23 protein-coding genes and 1 tRNA gene are annotated in these 25,324 nt (G+C 74.5%); 20 read left to right on the top strand and 4 right to left on the bottom strand.

The window, feature by feature from the left end:
- Positions 1-8 precede the first annotated feature (8 nt).
- From J2X49_RS11160 to J2X49_RS11145, 4 genes are all read left to right on the top strand, one after another.
- Positions 9-266, top strand: coding sequence for a WhiB family transcriptional regulator (locus tag J2X49_RS11160; RefSeq protein WP_310126549.1), 258 nt, complete (start codon positions 9-11; stop codon positions 264-266).
- A gap of 59 nt (positions 267-325) precedes the next feature.
- On the top strand, positions 326-1,603 hold the full coding sequence (locus tag J2X49_RS11155) for an O-antigen ligase family protein (protein WP_310126242.1): 1,278 nt from the start codon (positions 326-328) through the stop codon (positions 1,601-1,603).
- A gap of 77 nt (positions 1,604-1,680) precedes the next feature.
- Entirely contained in the window at positions 1,681-4,455 is a 2,775-nt protein-coding gene (locus J2X49_RS11150; protein WP_310126240.1) for a glycosyltransferase, read from the top strand.
- Positions 4,452-6,038 carry a DUF5719 family protein gene (locus J2X49_RS11145; RefSeq protein WP_310126237.1) on the top strand — a complete coding sequence of 529 codons (1,587 nt, stop codon included), beginning with the start codon at positions 4,452-4,454 and terminating at the stop codon, positions 6,036-6,038. The genes J2X49_RS11150 and J2X49_RS11145 overlap by 4 nt, the downstream gene beginning before the upstream one ends.
- Positions 6,039-6,365: 327 nt before the next feature.
- On the opposite strand, the gene J2X49_RS11140 is transcribed toward J2X49_RS11145, so the two are convergent.
- The gene (locus J2X49_RS11140; RefSeq protein ID WP_310126235.1) at positions 6,366-6,788 is read right to left on the bottom strand and encodes a hypothetical protein; all 423 of its coding nucleotides are present in this window, start codon (positions 6,786-6,788) and stop codon (positions 6,366-6,368) included.
- A gap of 56 nt (positions 6,789-6,844) precedes the next feature.
- On the opposite strand from J2X49_RS11140, the gene J2X49_RS11135 reads away from it, so the two are divergent.
- From J2X49_RS11135 to J2X49_RS11105, 7 genes are read left to right on the top strand one after another with little or no spacing between them, the layout of a single operon-like run.
- Positions 6,845-7,069, top strand: coding sequence for a DUF3499 family protein (locus J2X49_RS11135; RefSeq protein ID WP_128189269.1), 225 nt, complete (start codon positions 6,845-6,847; stop codon positions 7,067-7,069).
- A 25-nt stretch (positions 7,070-7,094) separates the two neighbouring features.
- Complete coding sequence (locus J2X49_RS11130; protein WP_310126229.1) at positions 7,095-8,495, top strand: phosphomannomutase/phosphoglucomutase; 1,401 nt, start codon at positions 7,095-7,097, stop codon at positions 8,493-8,495.
- 40 nt (positions 8,496-8,535) lie between these two features.
- Positions 8,536-9,534, top strand: coding sequence for a dTDP-glucose 4,6-dehydratase (rfbB, locus tag J2X49_RS11125; protein WP_146357004.1), 999 nt, complete (start codon positions 8,536-8,538; stop codon positions 9,532-9,534).
- A 17-nt stretch (positions 9,535-9,551) separates the two neighbouring features.
- A complete protein-coding gene (locus J2X49_RS11120; protein WP_310126225.1) occupies positions 9,552-10,970 on the top strand; it encodes a bifunctional dTDP-4-dehydrorhamnose 3,5-epimerase family protein/NAD(P)-dependent oxidoreductase in 1,419 nt (472 codons plus the stop codon).
- Positions 10,971-11,007: 37 nt separating this feature from the next.
- Positions 11,008-12,459 carry an adenosylhomocysteinase gene (gene ahcY, locus J2X49_RS11115; protein ID WP_310126222.1) on the top strand — a complete coding sequence of 484 codons (1,452 nt, stop codon included), beginning with the start codon at positions 11,008-11,010 and terminating at the stop codon, positions 12,457-12,459.
- Between the two features lies 1 nt (position 12,460).
- Entirely contained in the window at positions 12,461-12,913 is a 453-nt protein-coding gene (locus J2X49_RS11110) for a hypothetical protein (RefSeq protein ID WP_310126219.1), read from the top strand.
- Positions 12,913-13,458 (top strand): AAA family ATPase, encoded by a 546-nt coding sequence (locus tag J2X49_RS11105; protein WP_310126216.1) that lies wholly within the window; start codon positions 12,913-12,915, stop codon positions 13,456-13,458. The genes J2X49_RS11110 and J2X49_RS11105 overlap by 1 nt, the downstream gene beginning before the upstream one ends.
- Here J2X49_RS11105 and J2X49_RS11100 read toward each other — a convergent pair.
- Together J2X49_RS11100 and J2X49_RS11095 are read right to left on the bottom strand one after the other, a co-directional pair.
- Entirely contained in the window at positions 13,455-13,946 is a 492-nt protein-coding gene (locus J2X49_RS11100; RefSeq protein WP_128189264.1) for a MarR family winged helix-turn-helix transcriptional regulator, read from the bottom strand. The two genes, J2X49_RS11105 and J2X49_RS11100, sit on opposite strands and share 4 nt — an antisense overlap.
- A 25-nt stretch (positions 13,947-13,971) precedes the next feature.
- Positions 13,972-14,574 carry a hypothetical protein gene (locus tag J2X49_RS11095; RefSeq protein WP_310126210.1) on the bottom strand — a complete coding sequence of 201 codons (603 nt, stop codon included), beginning with the start codon at positions 14,572-14,574 and terminating at the stop codon, positions 13,972-13,974.
- 69 nt (positions 14,575-14,643) lie between these two features.
- On the opposite strand from J2X49_RS11095, the gene J2X49_RS11090 reads away from it, so the two are divergent.
- From J2X49_RS11090 to J2X49_RS11060, 7 genes are all read left to right on the top strand, one after another.
- Positions 14,644-14,714: transfer RNA gene (locus J2X49_RS11090), tRNA-Gln, on the top strand.
- A gap of 100 nt (positions 14,715-14,814) precedes the next feature.
- Positions 14,815-15,738, top strand: coding sequence for a glycosyltransferase family 2 protein (locus tag J2X49_RS11085; protein WP_310126207.1), 924 nt, complete (start codon positions 14,815-14,817; stop codon positions 15,736-15,738).
- A 24-nt stretch (positions 15,739-15,762) separates the two neighbouring features.
- Positions 15,763-17,205 carry a bifunctional UDP-N-acetylglucosamine diphosphorylase/glucosamine-1-phosphate N-acetyltransferase GlmU gene (gene glmU / locus J2X49_RS11080; protein WP_396131324.1) on the top strand — a complete coding sequence of 481 codons (1,443 nt, stop codon included), beginning with the start codon at positions 15,763-15,765 and terminating at the stop codon, positions 17,203-17,205.
- Positions 17,206-17,216: 11 nt separating this feature from the next.
- Complete coding sequence (locus tag J2X49_RS11075) at positions 17,217-18,194, top strand: ribose-phosphate diphosphokinase (protein ID WP_128189261.1); 978 nt, start codon at positions 17,217-17,219, stop codon at positions 18,192-18,194.
- Positions 18,195-18,213: 19 nt separating this feature from the next.
- Positions 18,214-18,720 carry a hypothetical protein gene (locus tag J2X49_RS11070; RefSeq protein ID WP_310126203.1) on the top strand — a complete coding sequence of 169 codons (507 nt, stop codon included), beginning with the start codon at positions 18,214-18,216 and terminating at the stop codon, positions 18,718-18,720.
- Positions 18,707-19,840, top strand: a complete 1,134-nt coding sequence (locus J2X49_RS11065; RefSeq protein ID WP_310126200.1) for a methyltransferase domain-containing protein — start codon at positions 18,707-18,709, stop codon at positions 19,838-19,840. Before J2X49_RS11070 ends, J2X49_RS11065 begins: the two co-directional genes overlap by 14 nt.
- A 218-nt stretch (positions 19,841-20,058) precedes the next feature.
- Positions 20,059-21,345, top strand: coding sequence for an APC family permease (locus tag J2X49_RS11060; protein ID WP_310126197.1), 1,287 nt, complete (start codon positions 20,059-20,061; stop codon positions 21,343-21,345).
- Positions 21,346-21,411: 66 nt separating this feature from the next.
- Here the strand turns inward: J2X49_RS11060 and J2X49_RS11055 are convergent, their stop codons facing one another.
- The gene (locus J2X49_RS11055) at positions 21,412-22,824 is read right to left on the bottom strand and encodes a cation:dicarboxylate symporter family transporter (protein ID WP_310126194.1); all 1,413 of its coding nucleotides are present in this window, start codon (positions 22,822-22,824) and stop codon (positions 21,412-21,414) included.
- A 166-nt stretch (positions 22,825-22,990) separates the two neighbouring features.
- On the opposite strand from J2X49_RS11055, the gene J2X49_RS11050 reads away from it, so the two are divergent.
- Positions 22,991-24,595 (top strand): ATP-binding protein, encoded by a 1,605-nt coding sequence (locus J2X49_RS11050; protein ID WP_310126191.1) that lies wholly within the window; start codon positions 22,991-22,993, stop codon positions 24,593-24,595.
- Positions 24,592-25,272: a response regulator gene (locus tag J2X49_RS11045; RefSeq protein WP_246991995.1), complete on the top strand. Its 681-nt coding sequence runs from the start codon at positions 24,592-24,594 to the stop codon at positions 25,270-25,272. Before J2X49_RS11050 ends, J2X49_RS11045 begins: the two co-directional genes overlap by 4 nt.
- Positions 25,273-25,324: the final 52 nt, after the last annotated feature.

Genomic DNA, 25,324 nt, shown 5'->3' with positions numbered 1-25,324 from the left:
ACCCGATCATGCTGGGCGTTCCCGGTGTCCGCGACGACGCGGCCGACCACGCCCTCGCCTGGCAGGCCGACGCGCTCTGCGCCGAGACCGATCCGGAGGCGTTCTTCCCCGAGAAGGGCGGCTCCACCCGCGATGCCAAGCGCATCTGCGACGGCTGCGAGGTGCGCCAGCAGTGCCTCGAGTACGCGCTCGAGAACGACGAGCGCTTCGGGATCTGGGGCGGGCTCTCCGAGCGCGAGCGCCGCAAGCTCCGCAAGCTGGCCTGAGCGCCCTGACCCGCGAGGCGGGCGCCCGCGTCCACAGCGGGACGTGGAACCATGGATCCATGCCGAACCAGCGCCGCCGCACCGCGCTGGCAGCCTGGATCGTCACCAACGCTGCCGCGGGCGACGCCGTCCGCAACGTGATCGGCTACCCCGTCTGGGGTGCGCTGGTCGGCCTGACCTTCGTCTGGGTCTTCATCGAGCTCGGCCTCCTGCGCGTGCGGCTGCATCGCATGCCCGTGCCGGTCGTCGCGTTCGCGGTGGCCGCGGTCGCGTCGGCCGTGTGGGCGATCTCGCCCGGATGGTCGCTGCTCGGGTCGTTCATCCTGCTCGGCACCATCGCGAGCGCCGTCCTCATCGCGTCGCTGCCGTACCGCGTCATCCTCGACGTCACGCACTGGTCGATGCAGGGGCTGCTCGCAGCGTCGCTGCTGTTCGAGGCCTTCGTCGCGCTCGTGCTGCGGCGGCCGCTGTTCCCGCTCTGGGCCGACTACCCGCCCGACGTGAGCGGCGAGCTGCACTGGTCGAGCGGCCTGCTCTTCGAGGGCGGGCGCGTGCAGGGCGTGATGGGCAACGCGAACCTGCTCGGCATGGTGGCGCTCATCGCGCTCGTGATCGCCGGATGCCGTGCCGTGGCCGGCGTCGACCGGTGGTGGCCCGTGTGGGTGGGCCTGCCCGTCCTCGTCCACGTGCTCACCCGCAGCGCGACCGTGCTCTTCGCGACCGCCATGGTGGCGGTGCTCGCCGTGCTCGTCGTCAGCTGGGTGCGATGGCGCGGCGCGGCCTTCTACCGGATCTTCGGCCTCGCGATCGCGGTGGGCCTCGTCTGCGTCGGCCTCATCATCGCGAACTGGACGGCCGTCACCGACTTCCTGGGACGCGACGCCGACATGACGGGCCGCTTCGACATCTGGGGCCGCGTGATCGCGCTCGGCATGGAGAGCCCCGTCGTGGGCGTCGGCTACCTCGGCTACTGGCTGCCGTGGGTGGAGCCGTTCGACCGGCTCGGCGAGATGCACGGCATGGTCTACCTGCAGGCGCACAACGTGTGGCTCGACGTCTTCATGCAGCTGGGGCTCGTCGGCGTGCTGCTGTGGGCCGCCCTGCAGTACCGCGCCGCCGCCAACTGCCTCGGCGCGCTCTACCGGGCGCCGATCGGCGAGCGCGCGCTGAACGCCATCCCGCTGCTGCTGTGGGTCGCGCTGTTCGTGCAGGGGCTCGCCGAGTCGCGGCCCTGGATCGAGTTCGGCATGATCCTGCTCGTCATCTTCGTCATCGGGCCGCTCCGCAAGCAGATCGCGCCGCGCGCGCCCCGCACGCAGGCGATCCTCACGCACTGACGCGCCCCGGGCGGCGATTCGGCGGCGCACCGGGCCCAACCCCGGCCCGCCGAGGCCCGCGCGCCTAGCCTTGCCGGGTGCATCCGAGGGTCTTCGCCGTGCTCGCGGCCAGCAATGGCGCCGCGTACCTGCCCGCGACCCTCGCCGCGATCGAGGCGCAGTCGGTCGCGCCCGATCGCCTGATCGCCGTCGACGGCGGATCGAAGGACGACACGCGCGCCGTGCTCGAGGCGTCGCGCGCCGCGAGCGTCGTCGCTGCGGCGCGGCTGCCGTACGGGCAGCTCGTGAACCGGGGCGCGGGCGCGCTGCCATCGGCCGAGCCGGGCGACTGGCTGTGGGTGCTCGCGCACGACGCGGCGCCGCACCCGCGCGCGCTGCAGGCGCTGCTGGGCCACGTGGAGTCGCACCCGAGCGTCGCGATCGTCGGCCCGAAGGTGATGCGCGCCGACCTGCCCGACCGCTTCGCCGAGCTCGGGCAGACGATGACCCCGTTCGGTCGCAGCATGCTGCTGCACGAGGGCGAGCTCGACCAGGGCCAGCACGACGACGACTCCGACGTGCTCGGCGTCGCCGAGACCGGCATGCTCGTGCGGCGCGACGTGTTCGAGGCGCTCGGCGGCTTCGATCCGGCGCTGCGCTCGATCGACGCCGGCCTCGACCTCGGCGTGCGCGCGCGACTCGCGGGCCATCGCGTCGCGGTCGAGCCGCGCGCGCGGGTGCGCCGCGCCGGGGGGCCCGAGCACTTCGACGCCCGCACCGTCAGCGACGCGCAGCGCGTGGCGGTCGCCCGCCGGGCGCAGCTGCACCGCCGGCTCGCCTACGCGAACCCGCTCGCGCTCATCGCGCACTGGCTCCTGCTGCTGCCGCTCGCGGTCGTGCGCACCGTCGCGCACCTGCTCGCCAAGCGGCCCGCCGCCGTGCTCGCCGAGTGGCGGGCGACGCTCGCGACGCTCGTCGCGCTGCCCGCGACCGCTCGCGCGCGGCGTCGGATCGCCCGCACCAAGGCGACCGGCTGGTCGTCGATGCGGGGCCTGCGCGCCAGCTGGCGCACGGTGCGCTCGCGGCGGCGGTCGCTCGGCGACCCCGAGCAGATGCAGCGCGTCGCCGACGAGCGCGTCGGGTTCGTCGAGGGCGCGGGCCTGTGGGTCACCGCGCTCGCGGTCGTCGTGGGCGTCGTGCTGTCGCCGCAGCTCATCGCGGCGAGCGCCGCGACCGGCGGCGCCCTGCTCCCGCTGTCGGGGTCGCTCGCCGAGGTGTGGGCGAACGCGCTCGCCGGCCCGCGCGACGCGCTCGGCGAGGTGGTCGGTCCGGCCGATCCGTTCACGATCCTGCTCGCGCTGCTCGGCTCGCTCACGCCGTGGCAGCCCTCCACCGCGATCGTGCTCGTGCTGTTCCTCGCGCCGGCGATCGCCTCCGTCACGGCGTTCTTCGCCGTGCGCGCCATGACCGACTCCCGGTGGGCGCCCGCCGTGGCCGCCGCCGTCTGGGCGCTCTCGCCGATCCTCCTCGTCGCGATCGTCGACGGGCGGCTCGGCGCCGTGCTCGCGCACGTCGCGCTGCCGCTCGCCGTCGCGGGGCTGCTGCGCGCCCACCGCTCGTGGCGCGCCGCGGGCGCCGCCGCGATCCCGCTCGCGGTGGCGGTCGCCGGCGCGCCGGTGCTGCTGCCGGCGATGCTCCTGCTCGCGCTCATCGCGATGGGCACCGGGTGGCGGGCGCCGCTGCGGCCGCTCGCCGCGCTCCTCCCCGCCGCGGCGCTGCTCGCGCCGATCGTCGTCACCCGGTGGATCGACGGCCGCCCGCTCGCCGCGCTCGCCGACCCGGGGGTGCCGAAGCCCTCGACCCCGCTTACCCCGGTCGAGGCGGCCCTGCTCGGCCCCGACGGCACGCTCGCGAGCCTGGAGGGCGCCGTCGCCGCGACCGCGCCCGAGCTCGACGCGCAGTGGATCGCCCTCGCGCTGCTCGCGCCGCTCGCGCTCGCGGCGCTCGCGGGCATCGTCCTGCGCCCCACCCGTGCCTGGCCGTGGCTCGCGCTGCTGCTCGCCGGGTACGCCACCGCGGTCGCCGCGTCGAGGCTCTCCGTCACCTCCCTCGACGGTGAGCCCGTCGCCGTCTGGGCCGGCACCGGCGCATCCGTCATGCTCGCCGCGCTCATCGCGCTCGCCGTCGTCGCCGTCGACCTCGACGACCGCCGCGGCGCCGTGCCCGGCGGCGTCGTCGCCCTCGCCGCCGTCGCCGCAGCGGTGCCCGTGATCGCGACGTCGTTCCTGCTGCCCGCGACGGTGATCGCCGCGCCCGAGCGCCGCATGCCGGCGTTCGTCGACGCGGCGGCCGAGGACGACCCGCGGGTCGGCACGATGGTGCTGCGGCCGCTCGCCGAGGGACTCATCGGCGTCGACGTCGAGCGCGGCCATGGCCTCACGCTCGACGCCGTCTCGACCGAGGAGCTCGTGCGCGAGGAGGCCGGCCCCGCCGAGGCCGAGCTCGCCCAGGCCGCGGTGGACATGGCCTCCGGCGGCGACGCCGACGTCGCCGCGCTGCTCGACGAGCACGGCGTCCGCTTCGTGCTGCTCGAGCAGGAGCGGGAGGGCGCCGCCGCCGTGCACGACCGCGCGCAGCGCTCGCTCGACGCGCGCGGCGACCTGCAGGCGATCGGGCAGACCGAGGCGGGCCTGCTGTACCAGCGCGAGGAGGCGGCGGGCGGCCCGCCCGTCGAGCGCCCCGCCTGGGCCGGCTGGCTGCTCGCCGGGCAGCTCGCCGCGCTCGCGGGCGCGGTGGTCGCGGCGCTGCCGTCGCTGCGGCGCGGCGCGCGCGTGCGCACCAGGCGGCTCGAGACGACGGGGGAGTGGCAGTGACCGACCGCGACGAGACGCCGGAGCCGCTCGACGAGTCCCAGCAGTTCGACGACCCCTCGCCGATCCGCGACGACGAGGAGCCGCCCCGCGAGCACGAGCCCACCGAGGCGGAGCTCGCCGTCGAGGCCGACGCCGAGCCGTCGGGCGACATCGCGAGCGACGTCGCGCTCACCGACCGGGAGGCGGCCGCGAACGACGCGGCCGAGTCCCGGCGGCGCTTCGAGCGCCGCGACGCGGTGCGCTGGAGCGCCCGCGGGCTCGCGGGCCTCGCCGCCGCGGCGCTCGGCGTCGGCGCGGTGCTCGGCGCGACCGCGCTGCCGGAGGACCTGCGGGCCCAGGCGCAGGCGCCGTCCACCCACGTGCTGCCCGCGTCGCCCATGCAGTCGCGCGTCTGCGCCGGCCCGGTGCTGCGCGTCGGCACCGCCGACGGCCAGGACGCGCTCGCGCTCGCCGCGATCGGGGAGCCGAGCGTGACCGTCGGCAGCCTCGGCGGCGACGTGGCGCAGACGCCGCTCACGATGCGCCAGGCCGAGCTGCCCGGCGCGGCATCCATCGTGCAGCGCGGCGAGAGCTCGACGCTCTCGGCCGCGCAGTCCGTCTCGGTCGACGTCGACGCGGTGCGGGGCCTCGCCGCGAGCGAGTGCGCCGAGACGCGCCTCGAGCAGTGGCTCGTCGGCGGCTCCACCCGCACGGGCAGGCAGACGACCCTCACGATCGCCAACGGCTCCGAGGTCGCCGCGAGCGTCGACGTGACCGTCTACGGTCCCGACGGGCCGGTCGAGACGGTGGGGTCGACGGGCGTCGCCGTCGGCGCCGGCCAGGTCGAGGTGCTCGACCTCGCCGCGATCGCCCCGGGCGTCCCCGACGCGGTCGTGCACGTCGCATCCACCGGCGCCCCCGTGACGGCGCACCTGCAGCAGACCATCACGCGCGGGCTCGAGCGGGGCGGCTTCGATGTCGTCGACCCGGTGTCGGCCCTCACGGGCGCGGTGCTGCCGGGGGTCGTCGTCGCCGAGCCGTCGGGCCTCGAGACGCAGCCCGACTACGACGACACGACGCCCGTGCTGCGTCTGCTCTCGCCGACGGGGGGCGCGGTGCGCGTCGTGTTCCAGTCGGGCGACGGCTCGACGATCGAGTCGGAGGGGTCGCTCGAGGCGGGCAGGGTCACCGACTTCCCGCTCGACGAGCTGCCGGTCGGCACCCTCGCGGTGCGGATCGAGTCAGATGCGCCGGTCGTCGCGGGCGCGCGGAGCGTCGCGATCGCGGGCGAGGGGCTCGACTTCGACTGGGTCGCGGGCGGCCAGCCGCGCTCGGGCGCCTCGTCGATCGCCGTGCCGGCCGGGCCCGGCGCCCGCCTGCACGTCGTCAGCACCTCCGACGCCGAGCAGGAGATCACGATCGGCGGCGAGGCCGTGCGGCTGCCGGCGATGGGCGTGCTCGAGCGGGCCGTCGACGGCGGTGCGATCGAGGTGGTCGGCGACGACCTCGTGATCGGGGTCGGCTACCGCAGCGACAGCGCCATCGCGGGCTTCACGGCGAGCCCGCAGGGGCCGGCGGCGGAGGGCGTGACCGTCCTGCACTGATGACTGGGTCTCGGTACGCGGCCTCCGGCCGCTGGACCGACGGCCGAGACGGCCGTCGGCGCTGGCGTCGCGCGGAGGCCCGAAAGGGCCTCCGCCTTCAGCTCCAGCGCGCGACCTTGAGCCCTCCGCGCGCAACGCCGCTGCGCGGCATTGCGTGCTGCGACTCCGGGTCTCGGTACGCGGCATCCGGCCGCTGGACCGACGGCCGAGACGGCCGTCGGCGCTGGCGTCGCGCGGAGGCCCGAAAGGGCCTCCGCCTTCAGCTCCAGCGCGCGACCTTGAGCCCTCCGCGCGCAACGCCGCTGCGCGGCATTGCGTGCTCCGGGCTCAATGATGCCGCCAGCGGTCGGGGGCGACCTCCCACGGGTCGCGGCCGATGAGCTCGGCGGCGGCGCGGAAGACCGCTCCCTCGATGGCGACCTGCCGGTGCCAGGCGTCGTCGATGTGCACGCGCGGCAGCCGCTGCAGCGGCAGCCGGTAGATCGTGATCGTGCGGCGCCGCGCGTCGACGGCCCACTCAGGCACCTCGTCGACGCGATCGGCGAGCGAGCGCGGCGGCATGTCGGCCCACTGGAAGAGCACGTCGCCGAGCTCTGCCGGCCACAGCGCCTGCACGTAGTCGGCGGCGTCGGCCGCGATGTCCTCGAACCGGGTCTCGCGCGACGACAGGAAGGGCAGCACGGGGCCGGCGATCGACGACCGCATGTCGCGGCCGTGGCGCGAACCGCGGGAGTGCTGGCGCGCGGGCATGGCCTCATCCTACGTGTCGGCCGGCCGCGGCCCGCGGCGGCACTACCCTTGACCGGATGGACGTCAGGACGTGCTCTCGGCCCGGGTGCCGCAGGTACGCCGACCGCACCGTCACGGTCGACTACGGCGAGCAGCTGCTCGTCGTCGGACCGCTGCAGCCCGCCAGCCGGCGGGGTGCGATCGAGGGCAGCTACGACCTGTGCGACCCGCACGCGGAGCGCGCCGCCGGCCCCGCCGGGTGGCGCGTCGTGCGGCACGAGCCCGGCAGAGCGCCCCGGTAGGGGCCACCAGAGCGAAGAGGGAACCATGGCGCTGAGCGACATCGTGAAGGCGTACGACGTGCGGGGCCTGGTCGACGGCCAGCTGACCGAGGAGGTCGTGCGCGCCCTCGGCGCGGCGTTCGCCGACGAGGTCGACGCCGGCCGGCCCGGGGCCGCTCCGATCGTGATCGGCCACGACATGCGCCCCTCGTCGCCCGCGCTCGCCGCGGCTGCCGCCGACGGCGCGCGGGCGCGCGGCGCCGACGTCGTCATGATCGGGCTCTGCTCCACCGACGCGACCTACTTCGCCTCCGGCTCGCTCGACGCGCCCGCGATGATGTTCACCGCATCCCACAACCCCGCCGCCTACAACGGCATCAAGTTCTCGCGCGCCGGCGCGCGCGGCGTGAGCCTGGACACGGGCCTCGCCGCCATCCGCGACGGCGCGCAGCGGTACCTCGACGAGGGCCTCGCCGAGGCGCCCGAGCGCGGCGGGCTCACCGAGCGCGACGTGCTGCCCGACTACGCGGCGCACCTGCGCTCGCTCGTCGACCTCACGCGCATCCGGCCCCTCAAGGTCGTCGTGGATGCGGCCAACGGCATGGGCGGGATGACGGTGCCGGCGGTGCTCGGCGGGGCCGCCGGGCTCGGCCAGCTGCCGATCGAGGTCGTGCCGCTGTACTTCGAGCTCGACGGCACGTTCCCGAACCACGAGGCCAACCCGCTCGACCCGGCCAACCTCGTCGACCTGCAGGCCGCCGTCGTCGAGCACGGCGCCGACCTGGGCCTCGCGTTCGACGGCGACGCCGACCGCTGCTTCGTGATCGACGAGCGCGGCGGGGCGGTGTCGCCGTCGGCGGTCGCGGCGATCGTCGCCGAGCGCGAGATCCGCCGCGTGCAGGCGGCGGGGGAGCAGGACGTCGTGGTGATCCACAACCTCATCACGAGCCGCTCCGTGCCCGAGACGATCACTGCCGCGGGCGCGACGCCCGTGCGCACGCGCGTCGGCCACTCGCTCATCAAGGACCGCATGGCCGAGACGGGCGCCGTCTTCGGCGGCGAGCACTCGGCGCACTACTACTTCCGCGACTTCTGGGGCGCCGACAACGGCATGCTCGCGGCGATGCACGTGCTCGCGACGCTCGGTGCCGACGACGAGCCGATGTCGGAGCTCGCCGCCCGCTACACGCCCTACGCGTCGTCCGGCGAGATCAACTCGACGGTCGCCGATGTGCCCGCCGCGTACACGCGCATCGTCGAGGCCTTCGCGGGCCGCGGCCACTTCGACGAGCTCGACGGCCTGACGGTGATGGCCGCCGACGGCGCGTGGTGGTTCTCGGTGCGCCCCTCGAACACCGAGCCGCTGCTGCGGCTCAACGTCGAGGGCGAGCAGGCGGCGACGATGGCCGCGATCCGCGACGAGGTGCTGGCGCTCATCCGCGCCTGACGGCCCGGCGCACCGCTGCCCGGACACTACGCTGGGGGGCATGAGCAAGCTCCTCGTCACCGGCGGCGCCGGCTTCATCGGCTCGAACTTCGTCCACTACGCGGTCGCGAACACCGACCACGACGTGGTGGTGCTGGACAAGCTGACCTACGCGGGCGACCGCGAGACGCTCGCGGGGCTGCCGGAGGACCGGGTGCGGCTCGTGGTGGGCGACATCGCCGACCCGGAGGTCGTCGACGCGCTGGTCGCCGACGCCGACGCGGTCGTGCACTACGCGGCCGAGTCGCACAACGACAACTCGCTGTCGGACCCGTCGCCGTTCGTGCACACGAACCTCATCGGCACGTTCACGCTGCTCGAGGCGGCGCGCAAGCACGGCACGCGCTTCCACCACATCTCGACCGACGAGGTCTACGGCGACCTCGAGCTCGACGACCCGGCGAAGTTCACGCCCGAGACGCCCTACAACCCGTCGAGCCCGTACTCGTCGACGAAGGCGGGCTCCGACCTGCTGGTGCGCGCGTGGGTGCGCTCGTTCGGGCTCGAGGCGACGATCTCGAACTGCTCGAACAACTACGGGCCGCGCCAGCACGTGGAGAAGTTCATCCCGCGGCAGATCACCAACGTGATCGACGGCGTGCGGCCGCGCCTGTACGGCGCGGGCGAGAACGTGCGCGACTGGATCCACGCCGACGACCACTCCTCGGCGGTGCTGCGCATCCTCGAGTCGGGCCGGATCGGCGAGACGTACCTGATCGGCGCCGACGGCGAGCGCTCGAACCTCGAGGTCGTGCAGGCGATCCTGCGGCTGATGGGGCAGGAGCCGGATGCGTTCGACCACGTGAAGGACCGCCCGGGCCACGACATGCGGTACGCGATCGACGCGACGAAGCTGCGCGAGGAGCTCGGCTGGGCACCGGCGTTCACCGACTTCGAGGCCGGCCTCGCGTCGACGATCGACTGGTACCGCGCGAACGAGCCGTGGTGGCGCAAGCAGAAGGCCGAGGCCGAGGCGAAGTACGCCCAGGCCGGGCACTGAGACCGAGGGCGGCGCTGATGGAGACGGGCAAGCAGCTCGCGGTGCGCGAGACCCCGATCCCGGGGTTCCTCGTGATCGACCTGCCGGTGCACGGCGACAACCGCGGCTGGTTCAAGGAGAACTGGCAGCGCGAGAAGCAGCTGGCGCTCGGGCTGCCGGACTTCGGCCCGGTGCAGAACAACATCTCCTTCAACGCCACCGCGGGCGTGACCCGCGGCATCCACGCCGAGCCGTGGGACAAGTACATCTCGGTCGCCGCCGGCCGCGTGTTCGGCGCGTGGGTCGACCTGCGCGAGGGCCCATCGTTCGGCGCGACGTTCACGATCGAGATCGACCCGTCGATCGCGGTGTTCGTGCCGCGCGGCGTCGGCAACTCGTTCCAGGCGCTCGAGGAGGACACCGCCTACTCGTACCTCGTGAACGACCACTGGTCGGCCGAGGCGCAGAGCGAGTACACGTTCCTCAACCTCGCCGACCCGACCGCCGCGATCGCCTGGCCGATCCCGCTCGAGCAGGCCGAGCTGAGCGACAAGGACCGCGCGCACCCGATGCTCGCCGACGTCACGCCCATGCCGCCGCGCAAGACCCTCGTGCTGGGCGCGAACGGGCAGCTCGGCCGGGCGCTGCGGCACCGCTGGGCAGACCGCGCCGACGTCGAGTTCGCCGGCCGCGACCGCATCGACCTCGCCGACCCGGCGGCGCTCGAGGGCATCCGCTGGTCGGGCTACGACACGATCGTCAACGCCGCCGGCTACACGGCGGTGGATGCGGCCGAGACCGACGAGGGACGCCGCGACGCGTGGGCGGTCAACGCCGTCGCCCCCGCCCGGCTCGCCGCGACCGCCGCCGAGCACGGGCTCACGCTCGTGCACGTCTCGAGCGACTACGTCTACGCCGACCGCGAGGGCGAGCGCCGCGAGGACGACCCGCTCGGCCCGCTCGGCGTGTACGCGCAGACGAAGGCCGCCGGCGACCTCGCCGCCGCCGCCGCGCCCCGCCACTACATCGTCCGCACCTCCTGGGTCGTCGGCGAGGGCAGGAACTTCGTCGCCACCATGGCCTCCCTCGCGCGCCGCGGCGTCGCCCCCGAGGTCGTCGACGACCAGGTCGGCCGGCTCACGTTCGCCGACGAGCTCGCCCGCGCGATCGACCACCTGCTCACGATCCGGCCTGCCTCCGGCGTCTACAACGCCTCCAACGGCGGCGAGCCCGCCAGCTGGGCGGCGATCGCCCGGCGCGTGTTCGCGCTCGTCGGCGCCGACGAGGGCGCGGTGCGCCCGGTGACGACCGACGCCTACTTCGCCTCGAAGACGGGCATCGCGCCCAGGCCGCGCCACAGCGCGCTCAGCCTCGCCAAGCTCGAGGCCACCGGCTTCGAGCCCCGCGACCAGCTCGCGATGCTCGAGGAGTTCGTGACGTCGCTGCCCTCGGCGTGAGGGCGGCCGCCGGGCGAAGGGTGGGAGGATGGTCGGCATGACCGACACCGCCTCCCGCACCCACGAGCACGGCACCCTCGAGCACCACGTGCGCGACCTCGGCCTCGCCGAGGCCGGACGCCACCAGATCCGGCTCGCCGAGCACGAGATGCCCGGCCTCATGGAGCTGCGGCGCCGCTACGCCGACGCGCAGCCGCTCGCAGGCCAGCGCATCGCGGGCAGCCTGCACATGACGGTGCAGACGGCGGTGCTCATCGAGACGCTCGTCGCCCTCGGCGCCGACGTGCGGTGGGCGAGCTGCAACATCTTCTCGACGCAGGACGAGGCGGCCGCCGCCGTCGTCGTCGGCAGCGGTTCGGCCGAGTCGCCCGCCGGCGTGCCGGTGTTCGCCTGGAAGGGCGAGACGCTCGAGGAGTACTGGGCGTGCACCAACCGCATCTTCGACTTCCCCGAGGGCCCCACGCTCATCCTCGACGACGGCGGCGATGCCACGATGCTCGTGCACCGCGGGCGGGACGCCGAGCTCGCGGGTGCGGCGCACGTGACGCCCGAGGGCGCGCCGGACGAGCTGCGCGTGATCGACGCGCTCATCGCTGCGACCCTCGCCGACGACCCGCAGCGCTGGACGCGCATCGCCGAGCAGCTGCGCGGCGTCACCGAGGAGACCACCACCGGCGTGCACCGGCTCGAGCAGCTCTTCGCGGAGGGGCGCCTGCTCTTCCCGGCGATCAACGTGAACGACTCGGTGACGAAGTCGAAGTTCGACAACCGCTACGGCATCCGCCACTCCCTGCCCGACGGGCTGAACCGCGCGACCGACGTGCTCATCGGCGGCAAGACGGCGTTCGTCGTCGGCTACGGCGACGTCGGCAAGGGCGCGGCCGAGGCGCTGCGCGGCCAGGGCGCCCGCGTGATCGTGAGCGAGGTCGACCCGATCTGCGCGCTGCAGGCGGCGATGGACGGCTTCCGCGTCGCGCGCGTCGAGGACTGCCTCGACGAGGCCGACATCTGGGTGACGACGACGGGCAACGAGCACGTCATCACGCTCGAGCACCTGCGCTCGATGAAGCACCTCGCGATCGTCGCGAACGTCGGCCACTTCGACAACGAGATCGACATCGCCGGGCTCGAGCGCTCGGGCGCCGAGCGCATCGAGATCAAGCCGCAGGTGCACGAGTGGCGCTTCGAGGGCGGCCGCTCGATCCTCGTGCTCTCCGAGGGGCGCCTGATGAACCTCGGCAACGCGACCGGCCACCCCTCGTTCGTGATGTCGAACTCCTTCTCGAACCAGGTGCTCGCGCAGATCGAGCTCGCGACGGGCGACTACGACCTCGGCGTCTTCCGGCTGCCGAAGGTGCTCGACGAGGAGGTCGCGCGCCTGCACCTCGACGCGCTCGGCGCTCGCCTGACGACCCTCACGCCCCAGCAGGCCGCCTACATCGGCGTGCCGGTGGAGGGTCCGTTCAAGCCCGAGCACTACCGATACTGACGTGCGGCCGCTGCGGCTGCAGGGGCGCCCGCCCCTCGTCTACGTCGGGCTCGCGCTCCTTCTGCTGGCGCTCTCCGCCGTCTGCATCTGGGACGCCGTCGACCGCGGCACGGTGCTCTGGGTCGTCGCCGTGCTGGCGTGCCCGCTCGTGGTGGTCTTCGTGCTGCTGACGGTCCGGGCGGCCACCGCGCGCTTCGCGCTCGAGCTGGATCCCGAGCCGGTGCTCGAGCTCGGGAGCGCCTTCGGGCGCACGCGCACGCCGCTGCGCTCGATCGCGCGGGTGCGGCTCGGGCACGTGCCGGGCGGGTACGGGCCGGCACTGGACCTCTGGGAGCTGATCGGGCACGACGGGGCGCGCCTCGCGCGCGCCTCCGACCTCGGCATCCCCTTCGAGGGCCTGCGCGCGCTCCGCACCGAGCTCGCGCTCGCCCGCATCCCGGTCGGGCGCGACTGATGACGCCCGGGCGGCCTCCGCTCGGCGAGCCCGCTCTGATCGTGCTCGCCGGGCTGCCGGGCGTCGGGAAGAGCGCCGTGGCGGCATCCACCGCGGCGGCGCTGCGGTGCACGCTCGTCTCGGTCGACCCGCTCGAGGCGGCCATGTGGCGCGCCGGCGTGCCGCGCGACGCACCCACCGGCCTCGCGGCCTACGTCGTCGCGGAGGCGGTGGCCGAGGCCCAGCTGCGGCTCGGCGGCGCCGTGGTCGTCGACGCGGTCAACGACCACCCCGCGGCGCGCGAGCAGTGGCGCGACCTGGCCGCGCGCACCGGGGCGCGGCTGCTGTTCGCCGAGGTGCTGCTCGAGGATCGCGCCGAGCACCGGCGGCGGCTCGAGCAGCGGGTCCGCGACCTCGACGGCTTCCCGGAGCCGGCCTGGGCGGAGGTCGAGTCGCGACGGGCCGCGTTCGACGAGTGGGCCGACGACCGGCTCCGCCTCGACGCGTCGCTGCCCGTGGGCCGGGTGACGAGCAGGATCGCCCAGGCGCTGGCGCCCGCCCCCTAGAGCATCGCGTCGGCGAGCACGCGCAGCAGCTCGGCGAGGCGCGACTGGTCGTCGGCGGGGATCGACCGCAGCAGCCGCCGCTCCGACTCGAGCAGGGCGTCGAGCGCCACGTCGACGCGGTCGACGCCCTCGTCGGTCAGCTGCACGAGCCGCACGCGGCGGTCGGTCGAGCCCTCCACGCGCTCGACGAGGCCGGATGCGACGAGGTTGTCGATGCGGTTCGTCATCGTGCCGCTCGTGACCATCGTCTGGGCGATGAGGTCCTTGGGGCTGAGCGGCCCGCCCGAGCGCCGGAGCGCCGCGAGCACATCCCACTCCCACGGCTCCAGCCCCGCCTGCGTGAAGGCCTCCGCGCGCACGCGCCCGAGCTGGCGCGAGATGCGGGTCATGCGGCTGAGCACCGCGAGCGGGGTGACGTCGGCGTCGGGCCGCACGCGCATCCACTGCTCCATGATGCGGTCGACGTCGTCGCCGCGGGGTGCTGCCATGGCGTCAGTCTCCCATGGGGCTGCGTCAGGCCCAGTAGGTGGGCAGCAGCAGCACGACGGCCATCACCGCGACGGAGACGACGATCGCGACGACCACGGCGAGGCCCGGGCGGAGCGCGTACCAGGGGAGCCCGTGCGGCAGAGCGCCCGCGCGCCGAGCCTCGGCGAAGGTCACGAACGGCACCCCGAGCGCAGCGCCGAAGCGCTCCGGAGCCATCGGGTCGAGCCCCTGGGACGAGGCGTCGCCGAGCAGCGCGCCGTCGTGGCCGACGAGCCACCAGTGCTCGTGCGGCCGGGTGATGGGGATGCCGCGCGACTGCGCGCCCGCGTGGAGCATGACGACGACGCCGCCCAGGTCGGCGACGCGCACGCTGCGCGAGGCGTCGCGACCGAAGCGGAAGCGCCCCTCGGGGCTCGGCGCGTCGAGCTCCCACCGCATGCGGCGGATGCGCCGCTCGCCGAGGATCGTCATGGCGAAGGTCGCGATCGCGAGCGCCGTCCAGCCGGGCCCGACGAACGCGAGCGCGACGAAGATCAGCATCCCGAACCACGACAGGCCGCGCGAGAACCCCGACACGAAGCGTCGCGCGGGATCGGCCTCGGCGACGAGCATCGGCGGCATGGTCATGGTGCGCCCAGCGTGCCATGTCGCCGCCGCACGTCCGCCCGGGGCGCGCCAGTACCCTGGACGGTGCCGTCCGCCATGGTGTAACGGCAGCACAGCGGCCTTTGGAGCCGTTTGTCCAGGTTCGAATCCTGGTGGCGGAGCGAACGACACCGATGTGTCGTTCGCGACGCCGCCAGTCGCGACCGGAGGGAGCGAGGGCGGAGCGAACGGCACCGCGTGCGGTGCGCCAGGATGGACGGCATGCCATCGACCCCCGCCGACGTCGTCGCCGTCGCCGTCACGTACCGGCCCGACGAGGGCGCGATCGGCGAGGTGCTGGCGCGCGCCGCAGCGCAGGTCGGGGCGCTCGTCGTGCTCGACAACGCGACGCCCGAGGCCGACGGCGCGCACTGGACCGAGCGCATCCGCCTGCCCGAGGGCGTCGACGTCGAGCGCAGCCCGACGAACGCCGGGCTCGGCGCCGCCTACAACCGCGCCGCCGCGATCGCCGGCGAGCGGGGCGCCCGCTTCGTGCTGCTGCTCGACCAGGACTCGCTGCTCGAGCCCGGCTGCGTCGACGCGCTGCTGCGCCATGCCGACCTGCGTGCCGCCCGCGGGCCGCTCGGCGCCGTCGGCCCGACCTTCGTCGACGCCCGCTCGGGCGAGACGGCGCCGTTCGTGCGCTTCGGGTTCCCGCTCAACCGCAAGCTCGACGCGCCCGCGGGCGGCGACGTCGACGTCGACTTCCTCATCTCCTCCGGCTCCCTCATCCCGCTCGAGGCGCTCGAGGCGGCCGGTCCGTTCGACGAGGGCCTCTTCATCGACAGCGTCGACATGGAGTGGTGCTTCCGCGCCAAGCGCGCCGGGCTGCAGCTCGTCGGGGTGGCGGATGCGCGCATGCTGCACACGATCGGCGACGAGCTGGTCGAGCTGCCGGGCGGCGCGACGATGTTCGTGCACTCGCCGCTGCGGCTCTACATGATGACCCGCAACCGCGTCGCGCTCTGGCGCAGGCGCGGCACCCCCGGCATCTGGACGGCGCAGGACGTGCCCAGGATGCTCTTCAAGCTCGCCCGCATGACCGCCTTCGCCGCGCCGCGCATCCCCAACGCCCGCGCGATGCTGCGCGGCGCCCGCGACGGGTGGCGCGGTCGCCAGGGGCCGCCGCCCGCCGCGCGCCGATAGCCTGGGGCCGAACCGCAAGTCCCGATCGGAGAGACCGTGCCCCAGGTAGCCGTGATCGTCCTCGCCGCAGGCGCAGGCACCCGCATGAAGAGTCGCACGCCGAAGCCGCTCCACCCGCTCGCGGGCAAGCCGCTCATCGCGCACGTGCTGCGCACCGCGGGCGAGCTGCACCCCGAGAGCATCGTCGCCGTCGTGCGCCACGAGCGCGACCGGATGGCGGAGGCGGTGCTCGAGTTCGCGCCGCACGTGCGGATCGCCGACCAGGACGACGTGCCCGGCACGGGCCGCGCCGTCGAGCTCGGGCTCGAGGCGATCGCGGGCTTCGAGGGCCACGTCGTGGTGCTCTCGGGCGACGTGCCGCTCATCGACGCCGACACCCTCCGCGGGCTCGTCGAGCGCCACGAGCGCGAGGGCAACCAGCTCACGCTGCTGTCGGCGCACCTCGGCGACCCGACCGGCCTCGGCCGCATCGTGCGCGACGAGGCCGGCGCCTTCGTGCGCATCGTCGAGCAGAAGGACGCGAGCGACGCCGAGCGCGCCATCGACGAGGTCAACGGCGGCATCTACGTCTTCGACGCGGCGGCGCTGCGCTCGGCGCTCGCGACCATCGACCGCGCCAACGCGCAGGGCGAGATGTACCTGACGGATGCCGCGGTGCGGATCCAGGCCGCCGGCGGCCGCATCCAGGCCGTGCCGGCCGCCGACCACTGGGCGATCTGGGGCATCAACGACCGCATCCAGCTCGCCGCGGCGGCGCACGAGCTGAACGACCGCATCATCCGCCGCTGGCAGGCCGAGGGCGTGACGGTCGTCGACCCGGCCTCCACCTGGATCGACATCGACGTGACGCTCGCCGAGGACGTCACGATCCTGCCCGGCTCGCAGCTGCACGGCGCGACCGCCGTCGCCGCCGGCGCGATCATCGGCCCGGACACCACGCTCGTCGACACGGAGGTGGGGGAGGACGCGGTCGTGAAGCGCACCGACGCGACCCTGTCGGTGATCGGCGCCCGCGCATCCGTCGGCCCCTGGGCGTACCTGCGCCCCAACTCCGTCATCGGCGAGGGCGGCAAGGTCGGCACGTTCGTCGAGACGAAGAACTCGCAGATCGGCGCCGGCAGCAAGGTGCCGCACCTGTCGTACATCGGCGACGCGACGATCGGCGACGGGGTCAACGTCGGCGGCGGCGCCATCACCGCCAACTACGACGGCGAGCGCAAGCACCGCACCACGATCGACGACCAGGTGCAGACGGGCGTCCACAACAGCTTCGTGGCGCCGGTTAGGATTGGCGCTGGTGCGAAGACCGGCGCAGGTGCCGTGATCCGCAAGGACGTCGAGCCCGGCGCGCTCGCGATCTCGGTCGCACCGCAGCGCAACATGGCGGGCTGGGTCCAGGCGAACCGTCCCGGATCGAAGGCAGCTGACGCGGCAGCGGCGGCGAGCACGGAAGCACCTGAGGCCTAGGAGGCACCCGAGTGGGATCGATCGTCGCGAAGAACCGCAAGCACCTCGTGCTCGCGACCGGCAGGTCGCACCCCGAGCTGGCGAGGGCGGTGGCCCGCGAGATCGGCACCGAGCTCATGGACGTCGACAGCCGCACGTTCGCGAACGGCGAGATCTACGCCCGCTTCGAGGGCTCGGTGCGAGGCTCGGACGCGTTCATCCTGCAGTCGTACGGCCGGCCCGTGAACGAGTGGCTCATGGAGCAGCTCATCATGGTCGATGCGCTCAAGCGCGCCTCGGCGAAGCGCATCACGGTCGTCATGCCGTACTACCCGTACTCGCGCCAGGACAAGAAGGGCCGCGGCCGCGAGCCCATCTCCGCGCGCCTCATCGCCGACCTCTTCAAGACCGCCGGCGCCGACCGCATCATGTCGATCGACATCCACGCGTCGCAGATCCAGGGCTTCTTCGACGGCCCCTTCGACCACCTGTTCGCGATGCCCGTGCTGCTCGAGCACTTCCAGCACACGATCGACCCCGAGACGCTCACGGTCGTCTCGCCCGACATGGGCCGCGTGCGCGTCGCCGACGTCTGGAGCGACAAGCTGGGCGTGCCGCTCGCGATCATCCACAAACGCCGCGACCCGCTCGTGCCGAACCAGGTGTCGGTGCACGAGATCGTCGGCACGGTCGAGGGGCGCGTGTGCCTCCTCGTCGACGACATGATCGACACCGGCCGCACCATCGTGAAGGCCGCCGAGGCGCTGAAGAAGAACGGCGCGACAGGGGTCGTGGTGGCGGCGACGCACGCGATCTTCTCCGACCCCGCGCCCGAGATCCTCAACTCCGACTTCATCGACAAGGTGGTCGTCACCGACACCCTGCCGCTGCGCGACGAGCAGCGCTTCGAGAAGCTGCAGGTGCTCTCGATCGCGCCGCTGCTCGCGCGGGCCATCACCGAGGTCTTCGAGGACGGCTCGGTCACGAGCCTGTTCGACGGCGCCGCCTAGCCCATCTCCGGAGGCTCGCATGCCCATCCCGCCATGGCTGGCTCTCGTGCTGCGGGAGGCCCCGCACCTCGCCAAGCAGTACGGCCCCGCCGCGCTCGCATGGGCGCGCCAGCACCCGGAGCTCGTGCGCGACCTCGTCGCCCAGGCGCGCACCCGGCCGCGTCAGGACGATGAGCGCACGGACGCGGCTGCGTCCGCACCGACCGAGGCGCCGAGCGGCGCCGCCCGGGTCGACGACGGGGGAGCCGCCGACGTCGGCGCCACCATCGCGACGCTCCGCGAGCACGTCGCCTACCTGCACGCGAGCGCCGACGACGCAGCCGAGCGCCGGCGCGCGGAGGCGTGGGACGCGAAGCTCGACCGCCTCGAGCGCGTGCACGCGCTCGTGGGCGCCGGCGGGTCGGCCACGGAGCGCCACCAGCTCGAGTCGCACGTCGAGCGGCTGCGCGCCGAGGTCGTCGCCGCGTTCCTCGTCGAGCGCATCGAGGACGCGGGAGGGCCGTCGCCGAGCGATGCCGACCACTGAGCCCGTCTCGGTCGCGCTCGACTGCGCCTACTTCGACGCCGGGCGCTGCCGCTCCTGCACCCTGCTGCCGACGCCGTACGAGCGCCAGCTGGCCGACCAGCAGGCGCGCATCGAGGCGATGCTGCCGCCGATGGCGTGGGATGCGCCGCACGCCAGCGCCGTCGGCGGGTTCCGGAACAAGGCCAAGATGGCGGTCGCGGGCACCGTCGACGCCCCGACGATCGGCATCCTCGCCGCCGACGGCACCGGCATCGACCTGCAGGCGTGCCCGCTCCACGAGCCGCCCATCGTGGCGGCGATGCCGCTGCTCGAGCAGCTCGTGCGCGAGGCGCGCCTGACGCCCTACGACGTGCCGAGCCGGCGCGGCGAGCTGAAGCACCTCATCCTCACCGCCTCGCCCGACGGCGAGCTCGCGCTGCGGCTCGTGCTGCGCTCGAGCGAGGCGGTGCCGCGCATCCGCAAGCACCTGCCGCTGCTCGCGGCCCTGCCGCTCGTGAGCGTCTCGGTCAACCTGCAGCCCGAGCACAAGGCGGTGCTCGAGGGCGACGAGGAGCTGCTGCTCGCCGGCGACGGCGTGCTGCGCATGCGCGTCAACGACGTGCCGCTGCGGCTGCGCCCGCGCAGCTTCTTCCAGACCAACACGGCGGTCGCGGCGGCGCTCTACCGGCAGGCGACGGCGTGGATCGACGAGGCCGACCCCACGAGCGTGCTCGACCTCTACTGCGGGGTGGGCGGCTTCGCGCTGCACGCGGCGCGGCCGGGCCGGCGGGTCGCGGGCGTCGAGGTGACGGCCGAGGCGATCGACGCCGCTCGCGAGAGCGCGGCCGAGCTCGGCGCGGATGCGACGTTCTCGGTCGGCGACGCCGGCTCGGTCGACCTCGAGGGCGCGGGGGCGCCGGAGCTCGTGGTCGTGAACCCGCCCCGGCGCGGCATCGGCGAGCTCGCCGAGCGGCTCGAGGCGAGCGCGGTGCGCCGCGTCGTCTACTCGAGCTGCAACCCGGTGACGCTCGCGCGCGACCTGCAGGCGATGCCGAGCCTCGTGCCGCTCCGCGGCCGCGTGTTCGACATGTTCCCGCACACCGGCCACGCCGAGGTGCTGGTCGAGCTCGTCCGCGGCTGACCGCCCGCCCGCGGGCCAGATGCCGCGGGCCGAGCGCACAACGCAAGCCCGCGCCGCGCGTTCCACGCCCGATCGGCGACGCATCCGGGATCCGCCGCGGTTCCGTCACTGCGGGCTTGCGTTGTGCTGGAGAAGGTCGGCCGCGGCGGAGGTTGCGCGGCGCGGTGGGGCGGTAGCTCCAGCACCGACCGTTCACCCGCGCCGCATAGGTTGGGCGGGTGACGGCTCTGCAGCGCCGCGTCGGCATCCCCGGCGCGATCATGGTCGGTCTCGGCTCGATGATCGGCGCCGGGCTCTTCTTCGTCTGGGTGCCCGCGTCGCAGCTCGCCGGGCCGTGGCTGTGGGCGGCGCTGCTGCTCGCGGCGACGGTCGCGACGCTCAATGCCATGTCGACGGCGCAGCTCGCGATGCGGCACCCGGTCTCCGGCGGCGCGTACGCCTACGGGCGCGCCGAGGTGTCGCCCGCGGTCGGCTTCGCCGCCGGCTGGATGTTCCTCACCGGCAAGACCGCCTCCGCGGGCGCGATCGCGCTCATCGCCGCCCGGCACGTGTGGCCCGAGGGCGCGCCGTGGCTCGCGGCCGCGCTCATCATCGGCCTGGCGCTCGTCAACATGGCGGGCATCCGCTCCACCGTGCGCGTCACGACCGCGATCGTGAGCGTCGTGCTGCTGCTCGTGACGGCGGCGCTCGTGTGGTCGACGCTCGGCCTGCCCACCGCATCCGACGCGGGCATCGGCACGCTCGCGCCGGTGGAGGCCAACCGCGTCGACGGGGCGCTGAGCGGCCCGCTCGGCATCCTGCCGGCGGCCGGGCTGCTGTTCTTCGCGTTCGCCGGCTACGCCCGCATGGCGACGCTCGGCGAGGAGGTGCGCGACCCGGTGCGCACCCTGCCGCGCGCGATCGGCACGGGGCTCGCGATCGTGCTCGTGCTCTACGGGCTCGTCGCATGGGCGACGACGGCGCGGCTGGGGGATGCGCTCGCGTCGTCGGCGACGCCGGTGGCCGATCTCGTCGGCGCGGGATGGCTGCACGTGGCGCTGCTCGCCGCGGCGGCGCTCGCGAGCGTCGGCAGCCTCACCGGCATCCTCGCGGGCCTGTCGCGCACGGGGCTGGCGATGGCCCGAAACCGCGACCTCCCGGGCCCCCTGTCGACGATCTGGGCGGTGACGAAGGCGCCGGCGGTCGCCGAGGCGACGACGGCCGCGGTGGCGGCCGCAGCGGTGCTGCTGCTGCCGGTCGGGCAGCTGGTCGCCTTCTCCTCGACGTGCGTCCTCACCTACTACGCGGTCGCCCATCTGAGCGCGATGCGCGGCGCCGGGCGGCCGGCGGCGGCGTCGGCCGACCCGGATGCGCGCCCGGTGCCGTGGTGGCTGCCCCGTTGGGTGCCGGTCGTCGGCATCGCGCTCTGCGCCGTGCTCGTGCTGACGCTGCCGTGGCAGGGGGTCGTCGCCGCGGCCGCGTGGCTGGGGCTCGGATTGGCCGTGCGGGCGGTCGCGCGACGCTGAGCGCGGCAGGGCCCGCACACGCGGACGGGCCCGCACGCCGCAGCGCGGCGCACGGGCCCGTCGTGGTCAGCGAGCGCTCGGCTCGAGCTCGCGCTCGTCGTCCGGGGCCGCCTGCGCGCGCTGCTCCAGGGGCTCGGCGTCGGCGTCGGGCTCGGCGTCCGCGCCGTGGTCGTCGGCGAGCATCGTGCGCTCGTCGAAGGGCCGCTCGCCCGCGAGCACGCCGCGCACCTGCTCCATGTCGATCTGCTTCGTCCACGTGCCGATCAGCAGCGTCGCCACGGCGTTGCCGGTGAAGTTCGTCAGCGCGCGCGCCTCCGACATGAAGCGGTCGATGCCGACGATGACGCCGACGCCGTCGACGAGGTCGGGGCGGTACGTCTGCAGGCCGCCCGCGAGCGTCGCGAGGCCGGCGCCCGTGACGCCGGCGGCGCCCTTCGAGGCGATGATCATGAAGACCAGCAGGCCGATCTGCTCGGGGATCGACATCGGCATGCCCATCGCGGTCGAGATGAACAGCGACGCCATCGTCAGGTAGATCGCGGTGCCGTCGAGGTTGAACGAGTAGCCCGTCGGCACGGTGATGCCGACGACCGGCTTCGAGACGCCCGCGTGCTCCATCTTGGCGATGAGGCGGGGCAGCGCCGACTCGGAGGAGGAGGTGCCGACGATCAGCAGGTACTCGCGGCCGAGGTACTTCATGAGCGTGAAGATGTTGACGCCGGTGACGAGCTTCAGCAGCGTGCCGAGCACGACGACGATGAAGACGATGCAGGTGAGGTAGAAGCCGAGCATGAGCGTCGCGAGGGCGACGACCGCGCCCCAGCCGGTGGATCCGACCACGCCGGCGATCGCGCCGAAGGCGCCGATGGGGGCGACCCACAGGATCATCGTCAGCACGCGGAACACGAGCGCCTGCAGGTGCTTCACCACGGTGAGGATCGGCTTGCCGCGCTCGCCCATCGCCTGCACCGCGAAGCCCACCAGCAGCGCGACGAAGAGCGTCTGCAGCACCGACTCGCCCGTCAGCGGGGAGAACAGCGTCGTGGGGATGATGCCGAGCAGGAAGTCGGTCGTGGTCTCGGCCTCGCCGGAGGCCTCGTAGGTGGCGCCGGCGATGTTGAGGCCCTCGCCCGGGTGCACGAAGTTGCCGACGACCAGGCCGATGGCGAGCGCGAAGGTCGACATCGCCAGGAAGTAGATCAGCGCGAGCCCGCCGACCTTGCCGACCGTCGCGGCCTTCGCGATCGAGCCGATGCCGACGACGATCGTGCAGAAGATGACGGGCGCGATCATCATCTTGATGAGCGCGACGAAGCCCTTGCCGATGGGGGCGAGCGCCTCGCCGGTGGTGGGGGAGACGAGCCCGACGATCACGCCGAGCACGACGGCGACGATCACCGAGATGTAGAGCCAGTGGGTCTTGTCGATCCGCCGCAGCCTCGAGAGCCTCGGTCGGTCGGTGCTGGGCGTCGTTGCCATGCTGTGCTCCTCGCATCGGGCACCGCCACTGCGCGGTGCTCTCGAGTGGCCAGCCTGCGGGCGCGGCTCGGCGCGGGGCCCGTTTCGTGCATAGTGTTCTCAGCGCGAACGCGGAGGGGGCCCGGCGATGCGGCGATGGTGGCGGTCCGCGAGCATCGCCACGCGCGTGTTCGTGCAGACCGCGGCGCTGCTCGTGGCGGCCGCGCTCGCCGCGTTCGGGCTGCTCGCGCTCGACGCGCAGCAGGCGCACGAGCGCGAGGCGGCGCTCGCGAGCCAGGAGCTCGCGCTGGCGATGGCAGCGACGCCCACGGTGCGCGCGGCGGTGGCCGAGGCGCACGAGCGCTACGAGGCCGACCCGGCGGGCGCGGTCGCGGGCGCGACGGATGCGCTGCAGTCGTACGTCGAGGACGTCCGGCGGGCGACGCGGCTCGACTTCGTCACCGTCATGCATCCGGACGGCACGCGCTACACGCATCCGGACCCCGACGAGATCGGCCGCACCTTCCTCGGCTCGACGGCGCCCGCGCTCGCGGGCGAGACCTTCACCGAGGTGTTCGCGGGCACGCTCGGGCCCTCGGTGCGCGCGGTCACGCCGGTGCTGGACGGCGACCGCGTCGTCGGCCTCGTCGCGGCCGGCGTCACGATCGAGCGGGTCGGCTCGCTCGTCGTCGAGCGGCTGCTCGCGGTGGGCCTGCTGCTCGTCGGCGCGCTCGCGGTGGCGGCGCTCGGCGCGTGGCTGCTGGCCCGCCGCCTCGACCGCGCCACGGGCGGCCGGCGCCCGGAGGAGCTCGCACGGCTCTTCGCCGCGCACGAGGCGGCGCTGCACTCGGTGGAGGACGGCCTCGTGCTCGTCGAGCACGGCACCGTCGTGCTCGCGAACGACCGCGCGCGGGCGCTGCTGGGGCTCGGCGAGCGGGCGCTGCCGATCGGGGCGGATGCGCCGCTGCCGGCGGGGGTGCGCGACGCGCTCGCCGCGCACGGGCAGGTGCGGGTCGGAGACCGGTGGCTGCTCGTGGAGCGGCAGGCGACCGATCGCGCGGGCACGACGACGCTCACGATCCGCGACCGCACCGAGCTGCGGCGCATGACCGGCGAGCTCGACGCGGTGCGCACGCTCGCGAGCGCGCTGCGGGCGCAGACGCACGAGTTCGGCAATCGAATGCACACCGTCGCGACCCTCATCGAGCTCGACGAGCCGCAGCGGGCGCTCGAGGTCGCGACCGCCGGCCGGGACCTCGGCCAGCGGCTCGCCGACCGGGTCGTCGGCGACGACGAGGAGCCGGTGATCGCCGCGCTGCTGCTCGGCAAGGCGGCGCAGGCGCACGAGCGCGGCGTCGAGCTGCACGTCGAGACGCACCTCGCGCCCGGCACGCACGGGATCGACCCGGTCGACTTCGTCACGGTGCTCGGCAACCTCGTCGACAACGCGATCGACGCGGCCGCCGAGCGCGCCGGCCGCCTCATCGGCACGGGCGCGCGCGCCGACGCGTGGGTCGAGGTCTACCTCGACGAGGACGACGGGGCGATCGTGGTGCAGGTGAGCGACAGCGGCGACGGCGTGCCCGAGGCTCGGCGCGAGCAGGCGTTCGCGCCGGGCTGGTCGACGAAGGAGCCGGGCCCGCACGGACGCGGCTTCGGGCTCGGCATCGTGCGCGAGACGGTCGAGCGACTGGGCGGCAGCGTCGAGATCGGGCAGCCCGGCGGCGCGGATGCGCGGCACGCGGGCGCGGTGGTGACGGTGCTGCTGCCGAGGCCGGGGGCGCCCTCGTGATCCGGGTGCTCGTCGTCGAGGACGAGCGGGGCACCGCCGCCGCGCACGTCGCCTACGTGCGGCGATGCCCCGGCTTCGAGGTCGCCGCCGTCGCGCACACGGCCGCGGCGGCGATGGCGGCGATGCGCGACGCGGCCGCGAGCGGCGTGCCGATGCAGCTCGTGCTGCTCGACATGCAGCTGCCCGACGGGCACGGGCTCGAGGTGTGCCGGCGGATGCGCGCCGAGGGCCACCTGGTCGACGTCATCGCCGTGACGGCCGAGCGCGGGCTCGAGACCGTGCGCGACGCGATCGCGGTCGGCGTGGTGCAGTACCTCATCAAGCCGTTCGCGTTCGCGGCGCTCGCCGAGCGGCTCGAGCGCTACCGCGAGTACCACGAGCGGCTCGACGGCGCGGGCCGACTGACGCAGCAGGAGGTCGACCAGGCGATCGCGGCGCTGCGCACCACGAACGCCCCCGGCCTCGCGAAGGGCCTGAGCGCCGAGACGCTCGAGGCGGTCGCGGCGCTCCTCGCCGACGGCACCGCGCGCTCCGCGGCCGAGGTCGCCTCCGAGGTCGGGCTCTCGCGCGTCACGGCGCGCCGCTACCTCGAGCACCTCGCGGCGACCGGCGACGTCGAGCGCAGCCCGCGCTACGGCGCGCGCGGCCGGCCTGAGCTCGAGTACTCCCGGGGCTGACCAGGGCCGCCGGGCGGCTGCGATAGCGTGGCCCGCTCCCGAGCGAGAGGAG

It is taken from the genome of Agrococcus sp. BE272, assembly GCF_031457935.1.
Taxonomy (GTDB): Bacteria; Actinomycetota; Actinomycetes; order Actinomycetales; family Microbacteriaceae; genus Agrococcus; species Agrococcus sediminis.
The sequence above is the reverse complement of the archived record's forward strand: the minus strand, read 5'-3'. Positions and strand labels throughout refer to the sequence as shown.